This window comes from Eikenella halliae, from assembly GCF_001648475.1.
GTDB classification, from domain to species: Bacteria; Pseudomonadota; Gammaproteobacteria; order Burkholderiales; family Neisseriaceae; genus Eikenella; species Eikenella halliae.
In genome coordinates this window covers 1-15,539 of record NZ_LXSQ01000002.1, presented here as the reverse complement: position 1 = coordinate 15,539, position 15,539 = coordinate 1, and the positions used below count along the sequence as shown (strand labels likewise).

Sequence of the window (15,539 nt, the reverse complement as noted above, 5' to 3'; positions counted from 1 at the left end):
TTTATGCGGATTATAGCGGATGAGGCGGGGAAATTCATGGTGAGCAACGGAGAAGGCTACCTAAAACCACATTGGGACTGCCCTGCCGATTTTTCAGGTAGCCTCTTGCCCCAAACCAAACAGGCTACCTGAAGCTATTTCAGGTAGCCTGTTACATCATTCAAATCAAGCTAAGCAGATTACATTTAAACCGATACCGAGTTAGCTCGCCTGGCAGTACGCGCGTACTGCCTGCGGATCGCCGCCTTGTCTCGATTTAAATTGCATCCGCTATATTACTTCGCCACCACTTGGTTCAGCTCGCCTTTGGCATAACGGGTGGCCATTTTTTCCAACGAAATCGGTTTGATTTTATCGGCCATGCCTTCGCAGCCGAAGGCCTGATAACGAGCCAGGCAGATGCCTTTCATGGCTTCGATGGTTTTGGCCAGGTATTTGCGCGGGTCGAATTCGGCGGGGTTTTCGGCCAAGAATTTGCGGATTGCCCCCGTGCTGGCCAGGCGCAGGTCGGTGTCGATATTCACTTTGCGTACGCCGTGTTTGATGCCTTCCACGATTTCTTCCACCGGCACGCCGTAGGTTTCGCCGATGCCGCCGCCGTGTTCGTTAATCACTTTCAGCCATTCCTGCGGCACCGAGCTGGAGCCGTGCATCACGATATGCGTGTTCGGCAGGGCGGCGTGGATTTCTTTGATGCGGTCGATGCGCAGCACGTCGCCTGTGGGCGGACGGGTGAATTTGTATGCACCGTGGCTGGTACCTACGGCAATCGCCAGCGCGTCCACGCCGGTGTCGTTCACGAAGCGCACGGCGTCTTCCACGCTGGTGAGCATTTGGTCGTGGCTCAATTTGCCCGCCGCGCCCACGCCGTCTTCTTCGCCTGCTTCGCCGGTTTCCAAGTTGCCCAACACGCCGATTTCGCCTTCCACCGACACGCCGCAGGCATGGGAGAAGTTCACCACGGTGCGGGTAACGTCCACGTTGTATTCGTAGGAAGATGGGGTTTTGCCGTCGGCCAGGAGCGAGCCGTCCATCATCACGGAGGAGAAGCCCAGCTGGATGGAGCGCTGGCACACATCGGGCGAGGCGCCGTGGTCTTGGTGCATCACCACGGGGATGTGCGGAAACTCTTCCACCGCCGCCAAAATCAGGTGACGCAAGAAGGGGGCGCCGGCATATTTGCGCGCGCCGGCGGAAGCCTGCACGATAACGGGCGCGTTCACTTGGTCGGCCGCTTCCATGATGGCGCGCATCTGCTCCAAGTTGTTCACATTAAAAGCGGGCAGGCCGTAGCCGTGTTCGGCGGCGTGGTCTAAAAGCTGGCGCATGGATACCAGAGCCATAGCAATCTCCTGGATGATAATTGGTTGTGAAAATCAGCGGGATTATAGCAGCAAACCGCCCCGATGGCGGGGCACGAGTTGAACCGATTTTAATCGGGTATGGCGGCAGGCCGTAGCGGTAAGCATGGCCAGGCGGGCAAAGCAGTAGAATACTCTTTTGAAGCAGCCATATAATCCGGTTTTTATTTTTTCAGGTAGCCCCATGCCGCCCTCCCAACCCGTTTGGCTGTTCGACCTAGACGACACCCTGCACCGCGCCGATGCGGGCATTTTCCGCCTTATCAACCGCCGCATGACCGAATTCATGGCGCGCGAACTGAACCTGAGCCTGCCCGAAGCCTCCGATTTGCGCGAGCACTATTGGCGGCACTACGGCGCCACGCTCGGCGGTTTGCAGCAGCACCATCCGCAGGTTTGCCCCGCCGAATTCCTGCACCAAAGCCATCATCTGCCCGAACTCATCGCCGCCTTGCAGCCGATACCACACACCGATACCGCGCTCGCCGCCCTACCCGGCCGCAAAGCCGTGTTTTCCAACGGCCCAGCGTTTTATGTGTGCGCCCTGATCGAAGCCATGCGGCTGGGCAGCCGTTTTGAAGCCCTGTTCGGCGTGGACGACCTCGCCCTGCACTACAAGCCGCAGCCGCAGGCCTTCCATATGGTGTGCGCCGCGCTGGCCGTGCCGCCGCAGCAATGCGTGCTGGTGGACGACAGCCCGGCCAATCTGCAAGCAGCCAAAGCTTTGGGCATGCGCACGGTGTGGTTCGGCAGCCGCGCCCGGCCGCAGCCCTTTGCCGACCATATCGCCCGCGATATGTGCGAGCTGCAGGCTCTGGCTGGCGAAATCATGTAAAATCCAGCCCTTGCATTCCAATACCGGATTTCAGGTAGCCTGTGTAGCCTGGCCGAAGCTCACGCTTTCAGGTAGCCTGTTTGCCCTAACCAAATAACAAGAAAGGATACCCATGCAACACACCGATTCCGCCGACACCCAACACGAATACTTCGCCGACCGCCCCGGCTTCCCCGCCAAAACCATCGTCGCCACGCTCTTTATCGGCGCCTTCTTCGGCTACCTGAACGACACCCTGCTCAACGTAGCGCTCACGCCCATCATGCGCGATTTCCACATCGACAAAACCACCGCCCAATGGCTCACCACCGGTTTTCTTCTGGTGATGGGCGCATTCACGCCGATTACCGCCGGCGTCATCCAATGGTTTGAAACCCGCAAAATGGTGCTCATCACCCAAGCCACCTTCCTCGCCGGCTCGCTGATTTGCGCCCTCGCGCCCAATTTCGGCGTGCTGCTGGCCGGGCGCATGGTGCAGGCCGTATCCGCCGCCTTCTTCGTGCCGCTGCTGTTCAACGGCATCCTCAACATCTTCCCGCCCAACCGGCGCGGCACGGCCATGGGCGTGATCACCATGATGTTCACCGCCGCCCCCGCGCTCGGCCCCACCCTCTCCGGCATCATCGTCGACCACACCCACTGGCGCGTGCTCTTCGCCGCCACCGCGCCGTTTATGCTCGCGGCCATGTTCCTCGTGGGCAAATACCTCAGCGTCAACCTCAGCCCCATCACCCGCCCAAAAATCGACATCCCCTCCGCCCTGCTCTCCATCGGCGGCTTCGGCGGCCTGGTGTATGCCTGCAGCAACTTCGCCAGCCTGCCCCTGGCCGAATTCGTGCTGCTTTTGGCCGGCTCGGTGGTACTCATCGGCTGGTTTGTGCGCCGCCAGTTCCACATCGCCACGCCGCTTTTAAACCTGCGCGCCCTGCAATACCGCCAATTCAGCCTCTGCCTCGCCATCCTCGCCTGCGCCGGCTTCCTTTTCCTCGGCCTCGAATTGATGATCCCCATCTACACCCAGCAAGTGCTGCTGCTCTCCGGCACCGCCACCGGCCTCATCCTCATGCCCGCCAGCATCGCCCAGGCCGTGTCCGCCCCGCTGTTTGGCAAACTGCTGGATAAAAAAGGCGGCCGCTTCGTGGTGCTGCCCGCCACCATTATGCTCACCGCCGCCCTGGCCGTATTGTGGGGCTATCTGAAAATCGACACCCAAACCACCGCCCTCTCCGCCATGTTCGCCCTAATGGCCGTATCCGTATCCGCCTGCATCACCGGCGAAACCCACGGCCTCAACGCCCTGCCCAAACACCTCAACCCGCACGGCGCCGCCATCATCACCACCATCAACCCCATCGCCGGCGCCATCGGCGCAGCCTTCTTCGTGGGCACGACCAACATCGGCGAGCGCCTCTCCAGCGGCAGCAGCCCGCAGCAGGCCATGCTCAACGGCATCCACCTGAGCATGAGCCTCGCCTTGGCAGTAGGCATCCTCACCATCGTCTGCGCCTACCGGCTCAAGCCGCAAAGCGAAAACAGCGATTAACATCCATGGCCAACAAAGCAAAAGGCTACCTGAAACTCGCTTGATGAGTTTTCAGGTAGCCTTTTTTATAGTGGATTAACAAAAATCAGGACAAGGCGGCTAGCCGCAGACAGTACACACGTTACGGCAAGGCGAGACAACGCTGTTCTGGTTTTTGTTAATTCACTATCTGCACTTTTTCAGGTAGCCTGAAGGGAGTGCGTAGGCAGTACATACCCACTCTACGTCGGGACTGAAGGTTTTGCCGGGCTACGGCTGCTCAAACATCTTAAGCATTATAATTTAGATAATCTTTAATAAAATATTCAAAGCTATTCCAATGTTTGCTGAATTGTTTATTTTCTATGAACTTTTGAATATTAGGAGCCTCTACAAAAAAAACCTCGTCGGTATTTTTATCATACAAGATATAATCATCTAACTCATTATTTAATAAAGAAAAATAATTATCAGGTAATCTAATATTTTTTCTCAAAATTTCGGTTTGGCTACTTGAAAAATCCTCTAAGTCCATTGCCAAATCAACCAGATATCCAATTTTTCCATAAATTTCATCACTATATATTGACCAAAATTCAACAAAGTCATGATTTATTTTTCCAAACCCTAATCTTTTGAATAATTCACGATATTTATTTTGATTTTCTGGCAATATCCTACCAAATTCATCATCAAGATATTCTTTAAAATTAGTATCTAACATAACAAACCTCTTTGATATAAATATAAGTAAATTGACCTTAACAATCCGACACTGGCAGGCCGCAAAATTCCGCCCGCAATGCTCAATCAGCCTCAATCTTCCGCTTCTTCTTCCTCGTCCGGCAGGGGCAGTTTGTGCTGCACGGCATACACGGCGGCCTGCACGCGGCTACCGAGCTCGAGCTTGCGCAGGATGTTTTGCACGTGCACTTTCACGGTGGATTCGGCCAAATCCATGCGCTTGGCGATGATTTTGTTGCTGTATCCCACGGCTAGGTAGCGCAGCACTTCGAGTTCGCGCGAAGTGAGGGTGTCGAGGGCGCTTTCGGTGGCAGGTTGGGCAGGGCGGATGAGGGATTGCACCATGCAGGCCATCATTTCTGGGGAAAACACGTTGTCGCCGTTGGCGGCTTTGCCAATGGCGTCGATGAGGAAGTTGGCATTGATGTTTTTCAAGAGGAAGCCGCACGCGCCCAGGCGCATGCATTCCACTAGGTTTTCGCCGTCTTCCGATACGGTGAGCATCACCACTTTCTGCTCGGGGCGGCTGCTGAGGATTTGGGCCAGCGCTTCGCGCCCGTTCATCACGGGCATGTCGAGGTCGAGCAGCACCACGTCGGGTTCAAGTTGGCTCACCAGCTTCACGCCGCTGAGGCCGTCGGCGGCTTCGCCCACTACTTCGTAGTTTTCCTGCCGGGCAAGCAGGGCTTTGATGCCGCTGCGGAATAATGTGTGGTCGTCGATGAGTACGATGCGGATTTTTTCAGTCATACCTGTCTTCTTTCTTCGTAAGGCAGATTCAGGGTTACCCGGGTGCTGCCGGGTTTGGAGTGTAGGGAAAGCTGGGCGCGGATGCGTTGGGCGCGTTCGTGCATGATGTTCAGCCCAACATGGTTGCCGGAATGCTGTTCTTTGAGCCGTTCGATATTGAAGCCACGCCCGTTATCTTCAATTTCCATCACAAAATCCTGCCGGTTGTCGAAGCGGATATCCACTTCGGTGGCTTGGGAGTGTTTGCGGATGTTGGAAAGGCTTTCCTGCAATATAAACACTACTTGCAGCTGCTGCTCGCTGTTGAGTTGGGGGCCGTTGCCGTGCCAATGCAGGTGTACGCCGATTTGGGTTTGGCGCTGGAAGCGGTCGGTTAGGGTCTGCACCACTTCGGTGAAGTCTTTGTTATTGATTTTGGTGCGGAAGTTGATGAGCAGTTCGCGCACGTCGTCATAACACTCTTGGATGCCGTCTTTGATGTAGTGCAGGTTTTCGTTGATTTGCTCCTGCTCTTGGTTTTGCAGGGCGCTTTCTAACATCTGCACTTGCAGGTTGAGGAAGGTGAGGGCTTGGGCGATGCTGTCGTGCAGGCCTTGGGCGATGAGGTTGCGCTCCTGCAATACGGCCAGCTGTCGGCTCTCATCAATCAGGCGCAGGTTGCTCACCACCACGCCAAACTGGCTGCACAGGGCTTCCCACAATTCGGTATCGGCCATAGCCACGGGCTCTTTCTGTTTGAAATAGAGCGTAACCATGCCGAAATCTTGCGCTTTATATTGGATTTTGAAAATGCGCAGCTGCCGGAAGCCCATGCGGCTGCATTCGCTGTTGTCGGTATCGAAGGCGTGGCCGTCGGGTTCGCGCACGAAGCGGATGGGCTGCCAGTCGTCGTGCAGCACGGCGTGGCCGCACAAACAGTCGTCGAAGCGCTGGCAGGCTTCGGCGGTTTGCAGGCTGTCGGGCAGGCCGATTTGGCTCACCAAATCCATACGTTGGCGTTTGAAGTCGATTAGGCGGATGCTGCCGGCGTCGGCAGCCACCATTTCCAGCATTTTTTGCAGGAATACTTCGGCGGCTTCGGTGGTGGTTTGGGTTTGGCTGAGGAAGCGCGAGAAGAAATACAGGGTTTCGAGCGTGTGGTGCTTGCTGGCCAAATCGCGCGTTTTTTCCAGCACTTCCTCTTCCAAATGGGAATAGAGCTTATGCAGGCTGCCGCTCATCTGGTTGAAGCCGTTGTCTACCCGGGCGAACTCGGCGGAATGGTCGATGGGGATTTGGATGCCGAACTGCCCGTCGTGAATGGCGGCCACGCCTTGTTGCAGGTGCTGCAAGGGTTTGATAATCCACCAATACAGCAAAAACACCATAAAGGCGGAACTCATCACCACCAACACCAAAAGGCAGCTTTGAAACAGGCGCAGCCAGGAAATATAGCGCGTGTTGGCCTGCTCCACGGCGGAAACCAAACCGTCCAAACGGCTGAGGAAGGGTTGCAACTGTTTATCGGTAACCGGGCGGTTCTGCCGGTAGGCTACCTGAAAAGCCGGGCGGATGTTTTGCCGCCATTGCTGGTCTAATTCGTTGAAACGCTGCCACACCACTTTATCGGGCGGCAAAAAAAGCGGGCGGGAGCGGTCGCCGTGGCGCACGTTGTCGAGGATGCTGTCGTATTGCTGCAGCCGCTGTTCGATTTCTTCCGCTCCGGCATTTTCGCGAATCAAAAGGGCGATGCGGAAACTCCTCAAACGCAAGCTGCCGATATCGTTGATGGCGGCGGCGCTGCCCTCCAGCCGCCAGGAAAGCAGCAGGGTATAGCTGATTGAAGCCACGGCAATCACCAGCCACAGCAGGGTCAGCAGCTTGAGCCGCACAGACAGGCTTTTGAAGAAATTCATGGAGGCAGGCGGGGAAATCAAAAAGTGTAATCGCTCATTATACGCGTTTAATCCATGAAGCTTAACTATCGGCTTAGTGAAAATGGTTACTGCCCTAATACTTTCGGATTAGAAGACCTAGATACAACAGGGCTTATTTAATCCAAACCGTTGTTTTACAATTCTCAACAGTTGAAACCCTTAATTTTTCCAACGTGATTTTTTTATTTTGAAAAATAAACGGTTTGGCTCCGCGTGCTTCAACCGGCGGTTTTCAGGTAGCCTCTTCCTTATCAGGGCGTGCAAACCGCGAAATTTCCCCTTAGTATAGAGAAAACAAAAAATGAAATCAGAAAATTACAAACGCTACTCCGTGCTTATTTTCAGCACGTTTGCCTTCACAGTCTGCTTCATGATTTGGATGATGCTGGCGATTGTTGGCGTGAAAGTGCAGGAGCAGCTCGGCCTGAACGAAACGCAAACCGGTATCCTGATGGCCGTGCCGGTACTCTCTGGCTCGCTCATCCGCGTGCCGCTGGGCATCTGGACCGACAAATTCGGCGGCCGTATTGTAATGTTTGTATTAATGCTGCTTTCCGTGCCCGCCATCTTCCTGATGAGCTACGCCACCCACTACTGGCACTTCATCGCCATCGGCCTGATGATGGGCTTGGCCGGCGGTTCTTTCTCCGTGGGCACCCCCTATGTGGCGCGCTGGTTTCCGAAACACCAGCAGGGCCTGGCCATGGGCATTTTCGGCGCGGGCAATGCCGGTAGCGCCATCAACAAATTCGTTGCCCCCGCGCTGATTAAATATTCGGCTGCGGCCGGTGCCGGTGCGGCTGCCTGGGTCATCGTGCCGAAAGTGTACGCCGCCATTATGGCCGCTACCGCCGTATTGTTCTGGTTCACCACCTACCCCACCCCGCACAACCCCAATACCGCGCCCAAAGCCTCGCTCGCCGACCAGCTGGCCATGCTGAAAGACCCCGGCGTGCTGCGTTACAGCCAGTATTATTCTGTGGTGTTCGGCGGCTATGTGGCATTGGCTCTGTGGATGACCAAATACTACATCAACGAATACGGCCTGAGTATCGCTGCCGCCGGTATGCTGGCTGCCTGCTTCTCCCTGCCCGGTGGCGTATTGCGCGCAATGGGTGGCTGGTTATCAGACAAATACGGCGCCTATAAGGTTACCTGGGGTGTGATGTGGGTGCTGTGGGTGTGCTTCTTTATCCTGTCCTACCCGCAAACCGACCTCGTGATTGCCACCACGCACGGCCCGCAAAGCCTGCACATCGGCCTGAACGTGGTGCTGTTTACCGTTTTGATGTTTACCGCCGGTATCGCCATGGCGGTGGGCAAAGCCTCCGTATTCAAATTCGTGGCCGACGACTACCCGAACGACATCGGCACGGTATCCGGCATCGTCGGCCTGGCCGGCGGCTTGGGCGGCTTCCTCCTGCCGATTATGTTCGGTATGTTACTCGACCTCACCGGCATCCGATCCACCACCTTCATGCTGCTCTACGGCACGGTGTGCGTATCGCTGGTTTGGATGCACTTCTCTTTCAAATCCAAACGTGAGCAATAATCCGTCTGAAGGCTACCTGAAAACCGCAAGCTGGCTTTTCAGGTAGCCTTTTTTCAGGTAGCCTCCGCCCTAAACCGTACCACCCGAAAAACGCTGAATTTTCACAACCCATAGGAAAACGTATGTCCCATTTGATTCAAGACTGGCGGCCGGAAGATCCCGAATTCTGGCAAAACACCGGCCGTAAAATCGCACGGCGCAATTTGTGGATTTCCATCCCCGCGCTGTTTTTGGCTTTTGCCATGTGGCAGGTATGGAGCGTAACCATTCTAAACCTACCCAATATCGGCTTTAATTTCAGTAAAAACCAATTATTCTGGCTGGCTGCTTTGCCCGCTTTATCCGGTTCGACACTTCGGGCGTTTTATTCCTTCATGGTGCCGATTTTCGGCGGCCGAAAATGGACCACGATTACCACCGCCAGCCTGTTGCTGCCCGCACTGGGCATCGGTTTTGCCGTGCAAGACCCGACTACCAGCTACAGCACCATGGTGATTCTTGCCCTGCTGTGTGGTTTCGGCGGCGGCAACTTCTCCTCCAGTATGGCCAACATCAGCTTCTTCTTCCCCAAAGCGGAAAAAGGCAGTGCGCTCGGCTTAAATGCCGGCTTGGGCAACCTCGGCGTATCCGCCGTGCAGTTCGTCGTACCGTTGGCCATTACCGCCAGCCTGTTCGGTGCGTTGGGCGGCGAACCGCAAACCATGATGAAAAACAACGAAACCGTGCAAATTTGGCTGCAAAACGCCGGTTTTGTGTGGGTGCCGTTTATTATCTTGGCTACTTTGGCAGCCTGGTTCGGCATGAACGATTTGGCCAGCGCCAAATCCAGCTTTAAAGAACAGTCTGTTATTTTTTCGCGCAAGCACAACTGGATTATGTGCATCCTTTATTTGGGCACTTTCGGTTCCTTCCTCGGATTCTCTGCTGGTTTCCCGTTCTTGATTAAACTGTTGTTTCCGGCAATCAATCCCGCCAAATATGCTTTCCTAGGCCCCTTAGTGGGCGCACTCACCCGCTCCGCAGGCGGCTGGGTATGCAAAAAACTCGGCGGCGGTGCGCGCACCACGCAGATCGTGTTTGTGGGCATGATTATCGGCGTGCTCGGCGTGATGCTGTTCTTGCCCGCCAACGGCAACGGCAACTTCGTGGGCTTCTTCGTGTGCTTCATGGTGTTGTTCGCTTTGAGCGGCATCGGTAATGCTTCCACCTTCGTGCAAGTGCCGCAGATTTTCCTAGGCTTCCACCAAAAACGTGCCGACTGCGGCGAAATCCCGCAAGAAGATTGTGTGCAGCATGCCAACCGCGAAGCTGCCGCCGTTATCGGCTTCACCGCCGCTTTTGCCGGCTACGGCGGCTTCTTCATCCCCAAAAGTTTCGGCACTTCGCTGGCCCTGCTGGGCAATGTGGACGGCGCGATGATCGGCTTCATCCTGTTCTACATCATCTGCGCCGGGCTCAACTGGTGGTACTACGCCCGTAAAAACGCCGAAGCCAAGTGCTAAAACGGCAGGCTACCTGAAAAGGCCGCAAGGTTTTCAGGTAGCCTTTTAACCGTTTGGCCGCCTACCCCGTTATTTCTACCGATTAAGGATACCCGTCATGGCACTCACCCCCGTTCACGAACTGCAAGCCCTGATTCACGATAAAATCGCCGCCGCGCAAAAGCCCTTGGAAACTGAAACCGTGCCGCTGGTGTCGGCAGTGGGGCGCGTGCTGGCGCAAGATGTGGCCGCGCCGGTGAGCATTCCGCCCGCCGATATTTCCGCCATGGACGGCTACGCCCTGCCCGTGGCCGCGGCGGCGGGCAGCGAATGGAAAATAGCGGGTGAATCGGTGGCCGGGCAGCCGTTTTCAGGTAGCCTGCCTGCCGATAGCTGCGTGCGCATCATGACCGGCGCAGTGGTGCCCGAAGGCTGCACCAGCATCGTGATTCAAGAAAACGTGCAGTTGCAAGACGGCGTGATCCGTTTGGAAAAAGATGCGGCCGGGGGCGGCAATATCCGCCGCCGAGGCGAAGAAATCGCAGCGGGCGATACCGTGTTGCAGGCCGGGCGGATTCTGCGCCAGGCCGACATCATGCTGCTGGCCGCCCTGGGCTTTGCTGAAATTGCAGTGCGCCGCAAATTGCGTGTGGCCGTACTCTCCAGCGGCGACGAACTGCTCGAACCGGGCACGGCCGGCAGCCGCACCGACCGCATCTACGACAGCAACCGCTATATGCTGATGGCGCGGCTCGCGCCCCTGCCGGTGGACGTAATCGACTTCGGCCAAGTGGCCGACCGGCTGGAAGACGTGTTGAAAATGCTGAATAAAGTCATCAACCAGGCCGACGTACTGATTACCACCGGCGGCGTTTCCGTGGGCGATTACGATTTCATGCGCGAGGCCGTGGAGCGCGTGGGCAGCATCCATCACTACAAAGTCGCCCTCAAACCGGGCAAACCCTTCGTGTTCGGCCAAATCATGACCACTTGGTGCTTCGGCCTGCCGGGCAACCCGGTGTCCGGCTTTGTGGGCTTCGATATTTTCCTCAAAGCCGCCCTGTGGCAGCTGTGCGGCGCGGCCGAAATCCCGCAGCCCGTGCGCTTTACGGCCAAACTGGCCGAGCCGGTGAAGAAAAACCACAGCCGCACCGACATCCAGCGTGGTATCATCAGCCGTCAGGAAGACGGCACTTGGCTGGCCGCCCCCTGCGGCAGCCAGGATTCGCACCGTATTTATCAGGTGAGCCGCGCCAATGCCTACTTGGTCATCCCCGCCGAAAGCGGCTCGCTGCCCGCCGGCGCGGAAGTCACCGTGCAGCCTTTCGCCGAAACATTTTTGTAAAGCCGGAGCGGCTGCCTGAAATCGCTTGGCATATTTTCAGGTAGCCCGTATGCCTTTTGGGGCAAATAAGGCTACCTGAAAACCCGGCCGTCCGAGTTTCAGGTAGCCTTTACCCCGCAAATAATATAAATTAAACCAACACACCAAACAGAAACCATCATGACCCAGCCCCACACACTCACCGACCCCTACAACCGCCGCCTGAGCTACCTGCGGCTGTCGGTTACCGACCTGTGCAACTACCGCTGCACCTACTGCCTGCCCGACGGCTACCAAGGCAAAGCCAAGCCCGACGAACTCACCCTGCCCGAAATCGAAACCCTGGTAGGCGTATTTGCTGCCGCAGGCACGCGCAAAATCCGCCTCACCGGCGGCGAGCCTACCTTGCGCCGCGATTTGGCCGACATCATCGCCGTATGCAAAGCCAACCCGCTGATTGAAAACGTGGCGCTCACCACCAACGCCTTCCGCCTGGCCAAACTCTTCCCCGCCTACCGCGCCGCCGGGCTGGACAAAATCAACATCAGCATCGACAGCTTCGACCCGGACGTATTCTTCGAAATCACCGGCAAACGCGAATGCACCAACATCCTGCGCGCGCTCGACAACATCCTGGCCGAAGGCTTCTGCAACGTTAAAGTAAACACCCTGCTGCTGCGCCGCTACGCCGAGCGCACGCTGGCCGACGCGCTCGATTTCGTGCGCGAGCGCCCCGTAACCTTGCGCTTCATCGAATTGATGCAAACCGGCGACAACGGCAGCTTCTTCAACAGCCAGCACCTCTCCGCCGCCGAAATCGAACACGGCCTGCAGGCGCAAGGCTGGCAGCTGTTGCCACGCCAGCCGCACGCCGGCCCCGCGCGCGAATATTTCCACCGCGATTTCGCCGGCAGCATCGGCTTCATCGCCCCCTACAGCGAAGATTTCTGCAAAAGCTGCAACCGCCTGCGCGTTACCGCCCAAGGCAAAATGCACCTGTGCCTGTTCGGCGGTATCGCCTACGACCTGCGCCCCTACCTGCGCGAAGGCGATGCCGAAGGCCTGCGCCGTTATCTGCACCAAACCATTGCCGAAAAACCCGAACACCACTATCTGCACGATAAAAAAGTCGGCCTCATCACCAATCTTTCCATGACCGGAGGCTAAATGCACCGCTCCGCACCCGAATTCCGCCCCTTCCGCATCCACCTGCTCACCGTAACCGACACCCGCAGCCCCGCCGAAGACGGCAGCGGCAACTACCTGGCCGAAGCCCTGCAGGCCGCCGGCCATGTGTTGCATGCGCGTGATTGGTGCCGCGACGAGCGCTACGACATCCGCGCCATCGTTTCCGCCGCCATTGCCGAGCCGCAAACCGACATTGTGTTGATTACCGGCGGCACCGGCATGTTCGAGCGCGACATCACCCCCGATGCGGTGGAAATCCTGTTCGACAAAACCATCCCCGGCTTCGGCGAAGTGTTCCGCGCCGTGTCTTTGCAGGAAATCGGCATGTCCACCATCCAATCGCGCGCCGTGGCCGGCATCGCCAACCGCACGCTCATTTTCTGCCTGCCCGGCTCCACCGGCGCCTGTCGTACCGCTTGGGAAAAAGTCATCGCCCCGCAGCTCGACCCGCGCATCAACAGCTGCGGCTTCACCCGAGTGTTCAATGCTTGGGGCAAGTGAGTAAACCCGGACTCATGGAGATTGCTACCGAGCCGCTGCTGATTTTATGTGGCGGATTCAGCCGGCGGATGGGCCGCCCCAAGCCGCTGTTGCCGTTTCGCGGCGTGCCGCTGATTGAGCGCTTGGCCGCGGCGGCAAACCGGTCGCTGTGGATTGCTTCGGCCGGGCAGCGTTTCCCGAATCTCCCCCCCGCGCTATACTTGCCCGATGCCCTGCCCGAACGGCAGGGTGCTTTGTCCGCCATTCTGCCCGCGCTCGAGCTGGCGGCCGAACAAGGCCATGCCGGCATTTATGTGCTCTCTTGCGACACCCTGCTGCTGCCCGGGCAAGTGGCAGGCTGTTTGCAACAGGCGCGAAACAGCGCGGCTTGGCAGCAGGGCGTGGCTGCGCTGAGCGGCGGCGGGCGGGATTATCCGCTATTGGCGCATTGGTCTGCCGCCCTGGCCGCCCCGCTGCGCCAATACGTGGAAAGCGGGCAGCGCCGCGTAACCGCCTGGCTGCAAACCGTACCGTTTGCCACTGTGCCGCTGCCGGACGAATGGCTGCCGCTGTGCAATTTCAACACGCCGCCGGAGTTTGAGCGGGCGGTGGAGCAGGCGGAGCGGCTGTTGGCGGGCTGAGATGTATAGTGGATTAACAAAAATCAGGACAAGGCGGCGAGCCGCAGACAGTACACACGTTACGGCAAGGCGAGCCAACGCTGTACTGGTTTTTGTTAATTCACTATATTTTCAGGTAGCCTGTTTGCTTGGCGCTTATTCAAAAGGCTACCTGAAAACAAACGAAGCGGGCTTTGGCCAAGCCGAAACCTGGCCGCACCGCTTTCAGGTAGCCCCATTCATCTGCAGCAAGCCAAAAGTAATATAGAAAGGCTACCTGAAAACCGGCGGATAGGTTTCAGGTAGCCTCCAATAGTTTGTTTTTCATGCAAGGATAGAATTTTGCTGACACATTTAGACCAACACAGCCGCAGCAGCATGGTGGACGTGGGCGACAAAGCCGTCACCCGCCGTGTGGCCGTGGCTGCCGGGCGGGTGGTGTTCCCGCCGGAAGTGTATGCCCAAATCCAGGCGGCCAACGGGCAAACCGCCAAGGGTGCGATTACCGAAGTGGCGCGCTTGGCCGGCATCATGGCGGCGAAAAATACTGCCAACCTGATTCCGCTGTGCCATCCGATGATGCTGGAGCGCTGCAAGCTGGAGCTGGAATACGATGATGCCGTGCACGGCCTGAACATCCGCGCCGAAGTGGCCGTGAGCCATAAAACCGGCGTGGAAATGGAAGCGCTTACCGCCGTATCCGTGGCCGCGCTCACGGTGTACGACATGACCAAAGCCCTGAGCCACGACATCCAAATCCAAGACATCCGCCTAATACACAAATCCGGAGGCAAACATGAGTTCAACCGTTGAAATCACCGTGCTGTATTTCGCCGCCCTGCGCGAACAGGCGGGCAAAGAACAGGAAAAAATCCACATTGCCGAGGGCTGCACCGCAGCGGCCTTATACGAGCAACTCTCGCAGCAATACCGCTTCACCCTGCCGCAAGAGCGCGTGCGGGCGGCGGTAAACCATGCGTTTGCCGACTGGCTGCGGCCGCTTGCCGCCAACGACATCGTGGCCTTTATCCCGCCGGTGGCAGGAGGTTGAAATGTTTGACTTAACCGAACAAGCGATAGACAGCCAAGCCCTGCGCCAACAGCTTTTAAACAACGAGCAATGCGGCGCCTTCCTCAGCTTTGAAGGCTGGGTGCGCCGCCAAAACGACGGGCAGCGCGTGGATTATTTGGTGTACAGCGTGTATGAAGAGCTGGCGCGCCGGCAGGGGCAGGCCGTGATTGAGGAGGCCAAACGCCGCTTCGGCCTGGAAGCCGCCGTGTGCGTGCACCGCTATGGTCGCTTGGAAGTGGGCGACATGGCGGTGTGGGTGGGCGTAACCGCCGGCCACCGCGACATGGCCTTCGCCGGCTGCCGCTATATCATCGATACGGTGAAAGCCGAAGTGCCGATTTGGAAACAGGAATTCTACAGCGGCCAGCTGGTTGCCGCCTGGCCGGACAATCAAACGGCCGATGCCAAACGCCAACTGCTCAAATAACGCTTGGCAATTATTGAAGAGGCTACCTGAAGTTTCAGGTAGCCTTTTATAGTGAATTAACAAAAATCAGGACAAGGCGGCGAGCCGCAGACAGTACAGATAGTACGGCAAGGCGAGCTAACGCTGTACTGGTTTAAATTTATAGTAAATTAAAAACAAAATAGTACAATATTCAACTTTGAAGGTCTAACCATGGCATACTCTGCGGACTTAAGGAACAAAGCTTTAAACTATTACGAACAATGCAAAAACATCAGCCAAACCGCA

At 57.0% G+C, this 15,539-nt stretch carries 16 protein-coding genes; 12 read left to right on the top strand and 4 right to left on the bottom strand.

Annotated features, from left to right (window positions below):
• The first annotated feature begins 3 nt into the window (after positions 1-3).
• Entirely contained in the window at positions 4-132 is a 129-nt protein-coding gene (locus tag A7Q00_RS14115; protein WP_281178995.1) for a hypothetical protein, read from the top strand.
• Between the two features lie 143 nt (positions 133-275).
• Here A7Q00_RS14115 and fba read toward each other — a convergent pair whose 3' ends face one another.
• The gene (gene fba, locus A7Q00_RS00320) at positions 276-1,343 is read right to left on the bottom strand and encodes a class II fructose-bisphosphate aldolase (RefSeq protein ID WP_064088674.1); all 1,068 of its coding nucleotides are present in this window, start codon (positions 1,341-1,343) and stop codon (positions 276-278) included.
• Positions 1,344-1,545: 202 nt separating this feature from the next.
• On the opposite strand from fba, the gene A7Q00_RS00315 reads away from it, so the two are divergent.
• Both A7Q00_RS00315 and A7Q00_RS00310 read left to right on the top strand, forming a co-directional pair.
• On the top strand, positions 1,546-2,196 hold the full coding sequence (locus A7Q00_RS00315; protein WP_064088673.1) for a pyrimidine 5'-nucleotidase: 651 nt from the start codon (positions 1,546-1,548) through the stop codon (positions 2,194-2,196).
• A 112-nt stretch (positions 2,197-2,308) separates the two neighbouring features.
• Complete coding sequence (locus tag A7Q00_RS00310) at positions 2,309-3,739, top strand: MFS transporter (protein ID WP_064088672.1); 1,431 nt, start codon at positions 2,309-2,311, stop codon at positions 3,737-3,739.
• A 268-nt stretch (positions 3,740-4,007) separates the two neighbouring features.
• On the opposite strand, the gene A7Q00_RS00305 is transcribed toward A7Q00_RS00310, so the two are convergent.
• The 3 genes from A7Q00_RS00305 to A7Q00_RS00295 all read right to left on the bottom strand — a co-directional run bounded on the left by A7Q00_RS00305 (position 4,008) and on the right by A7Q00_RS00295 (position 7,107).
• Positions 4,008-4,442, bottom strand: coding sequence for a hypothetical protein (locus A7Q00_RS00305; protein WP_064088719.1), 435 nt, complete (start codon positions 4,440-4,442; stop codon positions 4,008-4,010).
• Positions 4,443-4,534: 92 nt separating this feature from the next.
• Entirely contained in the window at positions 4,535-5,212 is a 678-nt protein-coding gene (locus A7Q00_RS00300) for a response regulator (RefSeq protein WP_064088671.1), read from the bottom strand.
• Positions 5,209-7,107, bottom strand: coding sequence for a type IV pili methyl-accepting chemotaxis transducer N-terminal domain-containing protein (locus A7Q00_RS00295; RefSeq protein ID WP_064088670.1), 1,899 nt, complete (start codon positions 7,105-7,107; stop codon positions 5,209-5,211). The genes A7Q00_RS00300 and A7Q00_RS00295 overlap by 4 nt, the downstream gene beginning before the upstream one ends.
• Before the next feature lie 322 nt (positions 7,108-7,429).
• On the opposite strand from A7Q00_RS00295, the gene A7Q00_RS00290 reads away from it, so the two are divergent.
• The 9 genes from A7Q00_RS00290 to A7Q00_RS00250 all read left to right on the top strand — a co-directional run bounded on the left by A7Q00_RS00290 (position 7,430) and on the right by A7Q00_RS00250 (position 15,272).
• A complete protein-coding gene (locus A7Q00_RS00290; RefSeq protein WP_064088669.1) occupies positions 7,430-8,680 on the top strand; it encodes an MFS transporter in 1,251 nt (416 codons plus the stop codon).
• Between the two features lie 122 nt (positions 8,681-8,802).
• Positions 8,803-10,182 (top strand): NarK family nitrate/nitrite MFS transporter, encoded by a 1,380-nt coding sequence (locus A7Q00_RS00285; RefSeq protein ID WP_064088668.1) that lies wholly within the window; start codon positions 8,803-8,805, stop codon positions 10,180-10,182.
• A 97-nt stretch (positions 10,183-10,279) separates the two neighbouring features.
• Positions 10,280-11,506: a molybdopterin molybdotransferase MoeA gene (locus A7Q00_RS00280; protein ID WP_064088667.1), complete on the top strand. Its 1,227-nt coding sequence runs from the start codon at positions 10,280-10,282 to the stop codon at positions 11,504-11,506.
• Positions 11,507-11,665: 159 nt separating this feature from the next.
• Positions 11,666-12,652: a GTP 3',8-cyclase MoaA gene (gene moaA, locus A7Q00_RS00275; RefSeq protein ID WP_064088666.1), complete on the top strand. Its 987-nt coding sequence runs from the start codon at positions 11,666-11,668 to the stop codon at positions 12,650-12,652.
• Positions 12,653-13,174, top strand: a complete 522-nt coding sequence (moaB, locus tag A7Q00_RS00270) for a molybdenum cofactor biosynthesis protein B (protein ID WP_049257894.1) — start codon at positions 12,653-12,655, stop codon at positions 13,172-13,174.
• A 14-nt stretch (positions 13,175-13,188) separates the two neighbouring features.
• The gene (gene mobA, locus A7Q00_RS00265) at positions 13,189-13,794 is read left to right on the top strand and encodes a molybdenum cofactor guanylyltransferase (RefSeq protein WP_082887675.1); all 606 of its coding nucleotides are present in this window, start codon (positions 13,189-13,191) and stop codon (positions 13,792-13,794) included.
• A gap of 318 nt (positions 13,795-14,112) precedes the next feature.
• The gene (gene moaC / locus A7Q00_RS00260) at positions 14,113-14,586 is read left to right on the top strand and encodes a cyclic pyranopterin monophosphate synthase MoaC (RefSeq protein WP_082887674.1); all 474 of its coding nucleotides are present in this window, start codon (positions 14,113-14,115) and stop codon (positions 14,584-14,586) included.
• A complete protein-coding gene (gene moaD / locus A7Q00_RS00255; protein ID WP_064088665.1) occupies positions 14,570-14,824 on the top strand; it encodes a molybdopterin converting factor subunit 1 in 255 nt (84 codons plus the stop codon). The genes moaC and moaD overlap by 17 nt, the downstream gene beginning before the upstream one ends.
• A gap of 1 nt (position 14,825) precedes the next feature.
• Positions 14,826-15,272 carry a molybdenum cofactor biosynthesis protein MoaE gene (locus A7Q00_RS00250; protein ID WP_064088664.1) on the top strand — a complete coding sequence of 149 codons (447 nt, stop codon included), beginning with the start codon at positions 14,826-14,828 and terminating at the stop codon, positions 15,270-15,272.
• Positions 15,273-15,539 lie beyond the last annotated feature (267 nt).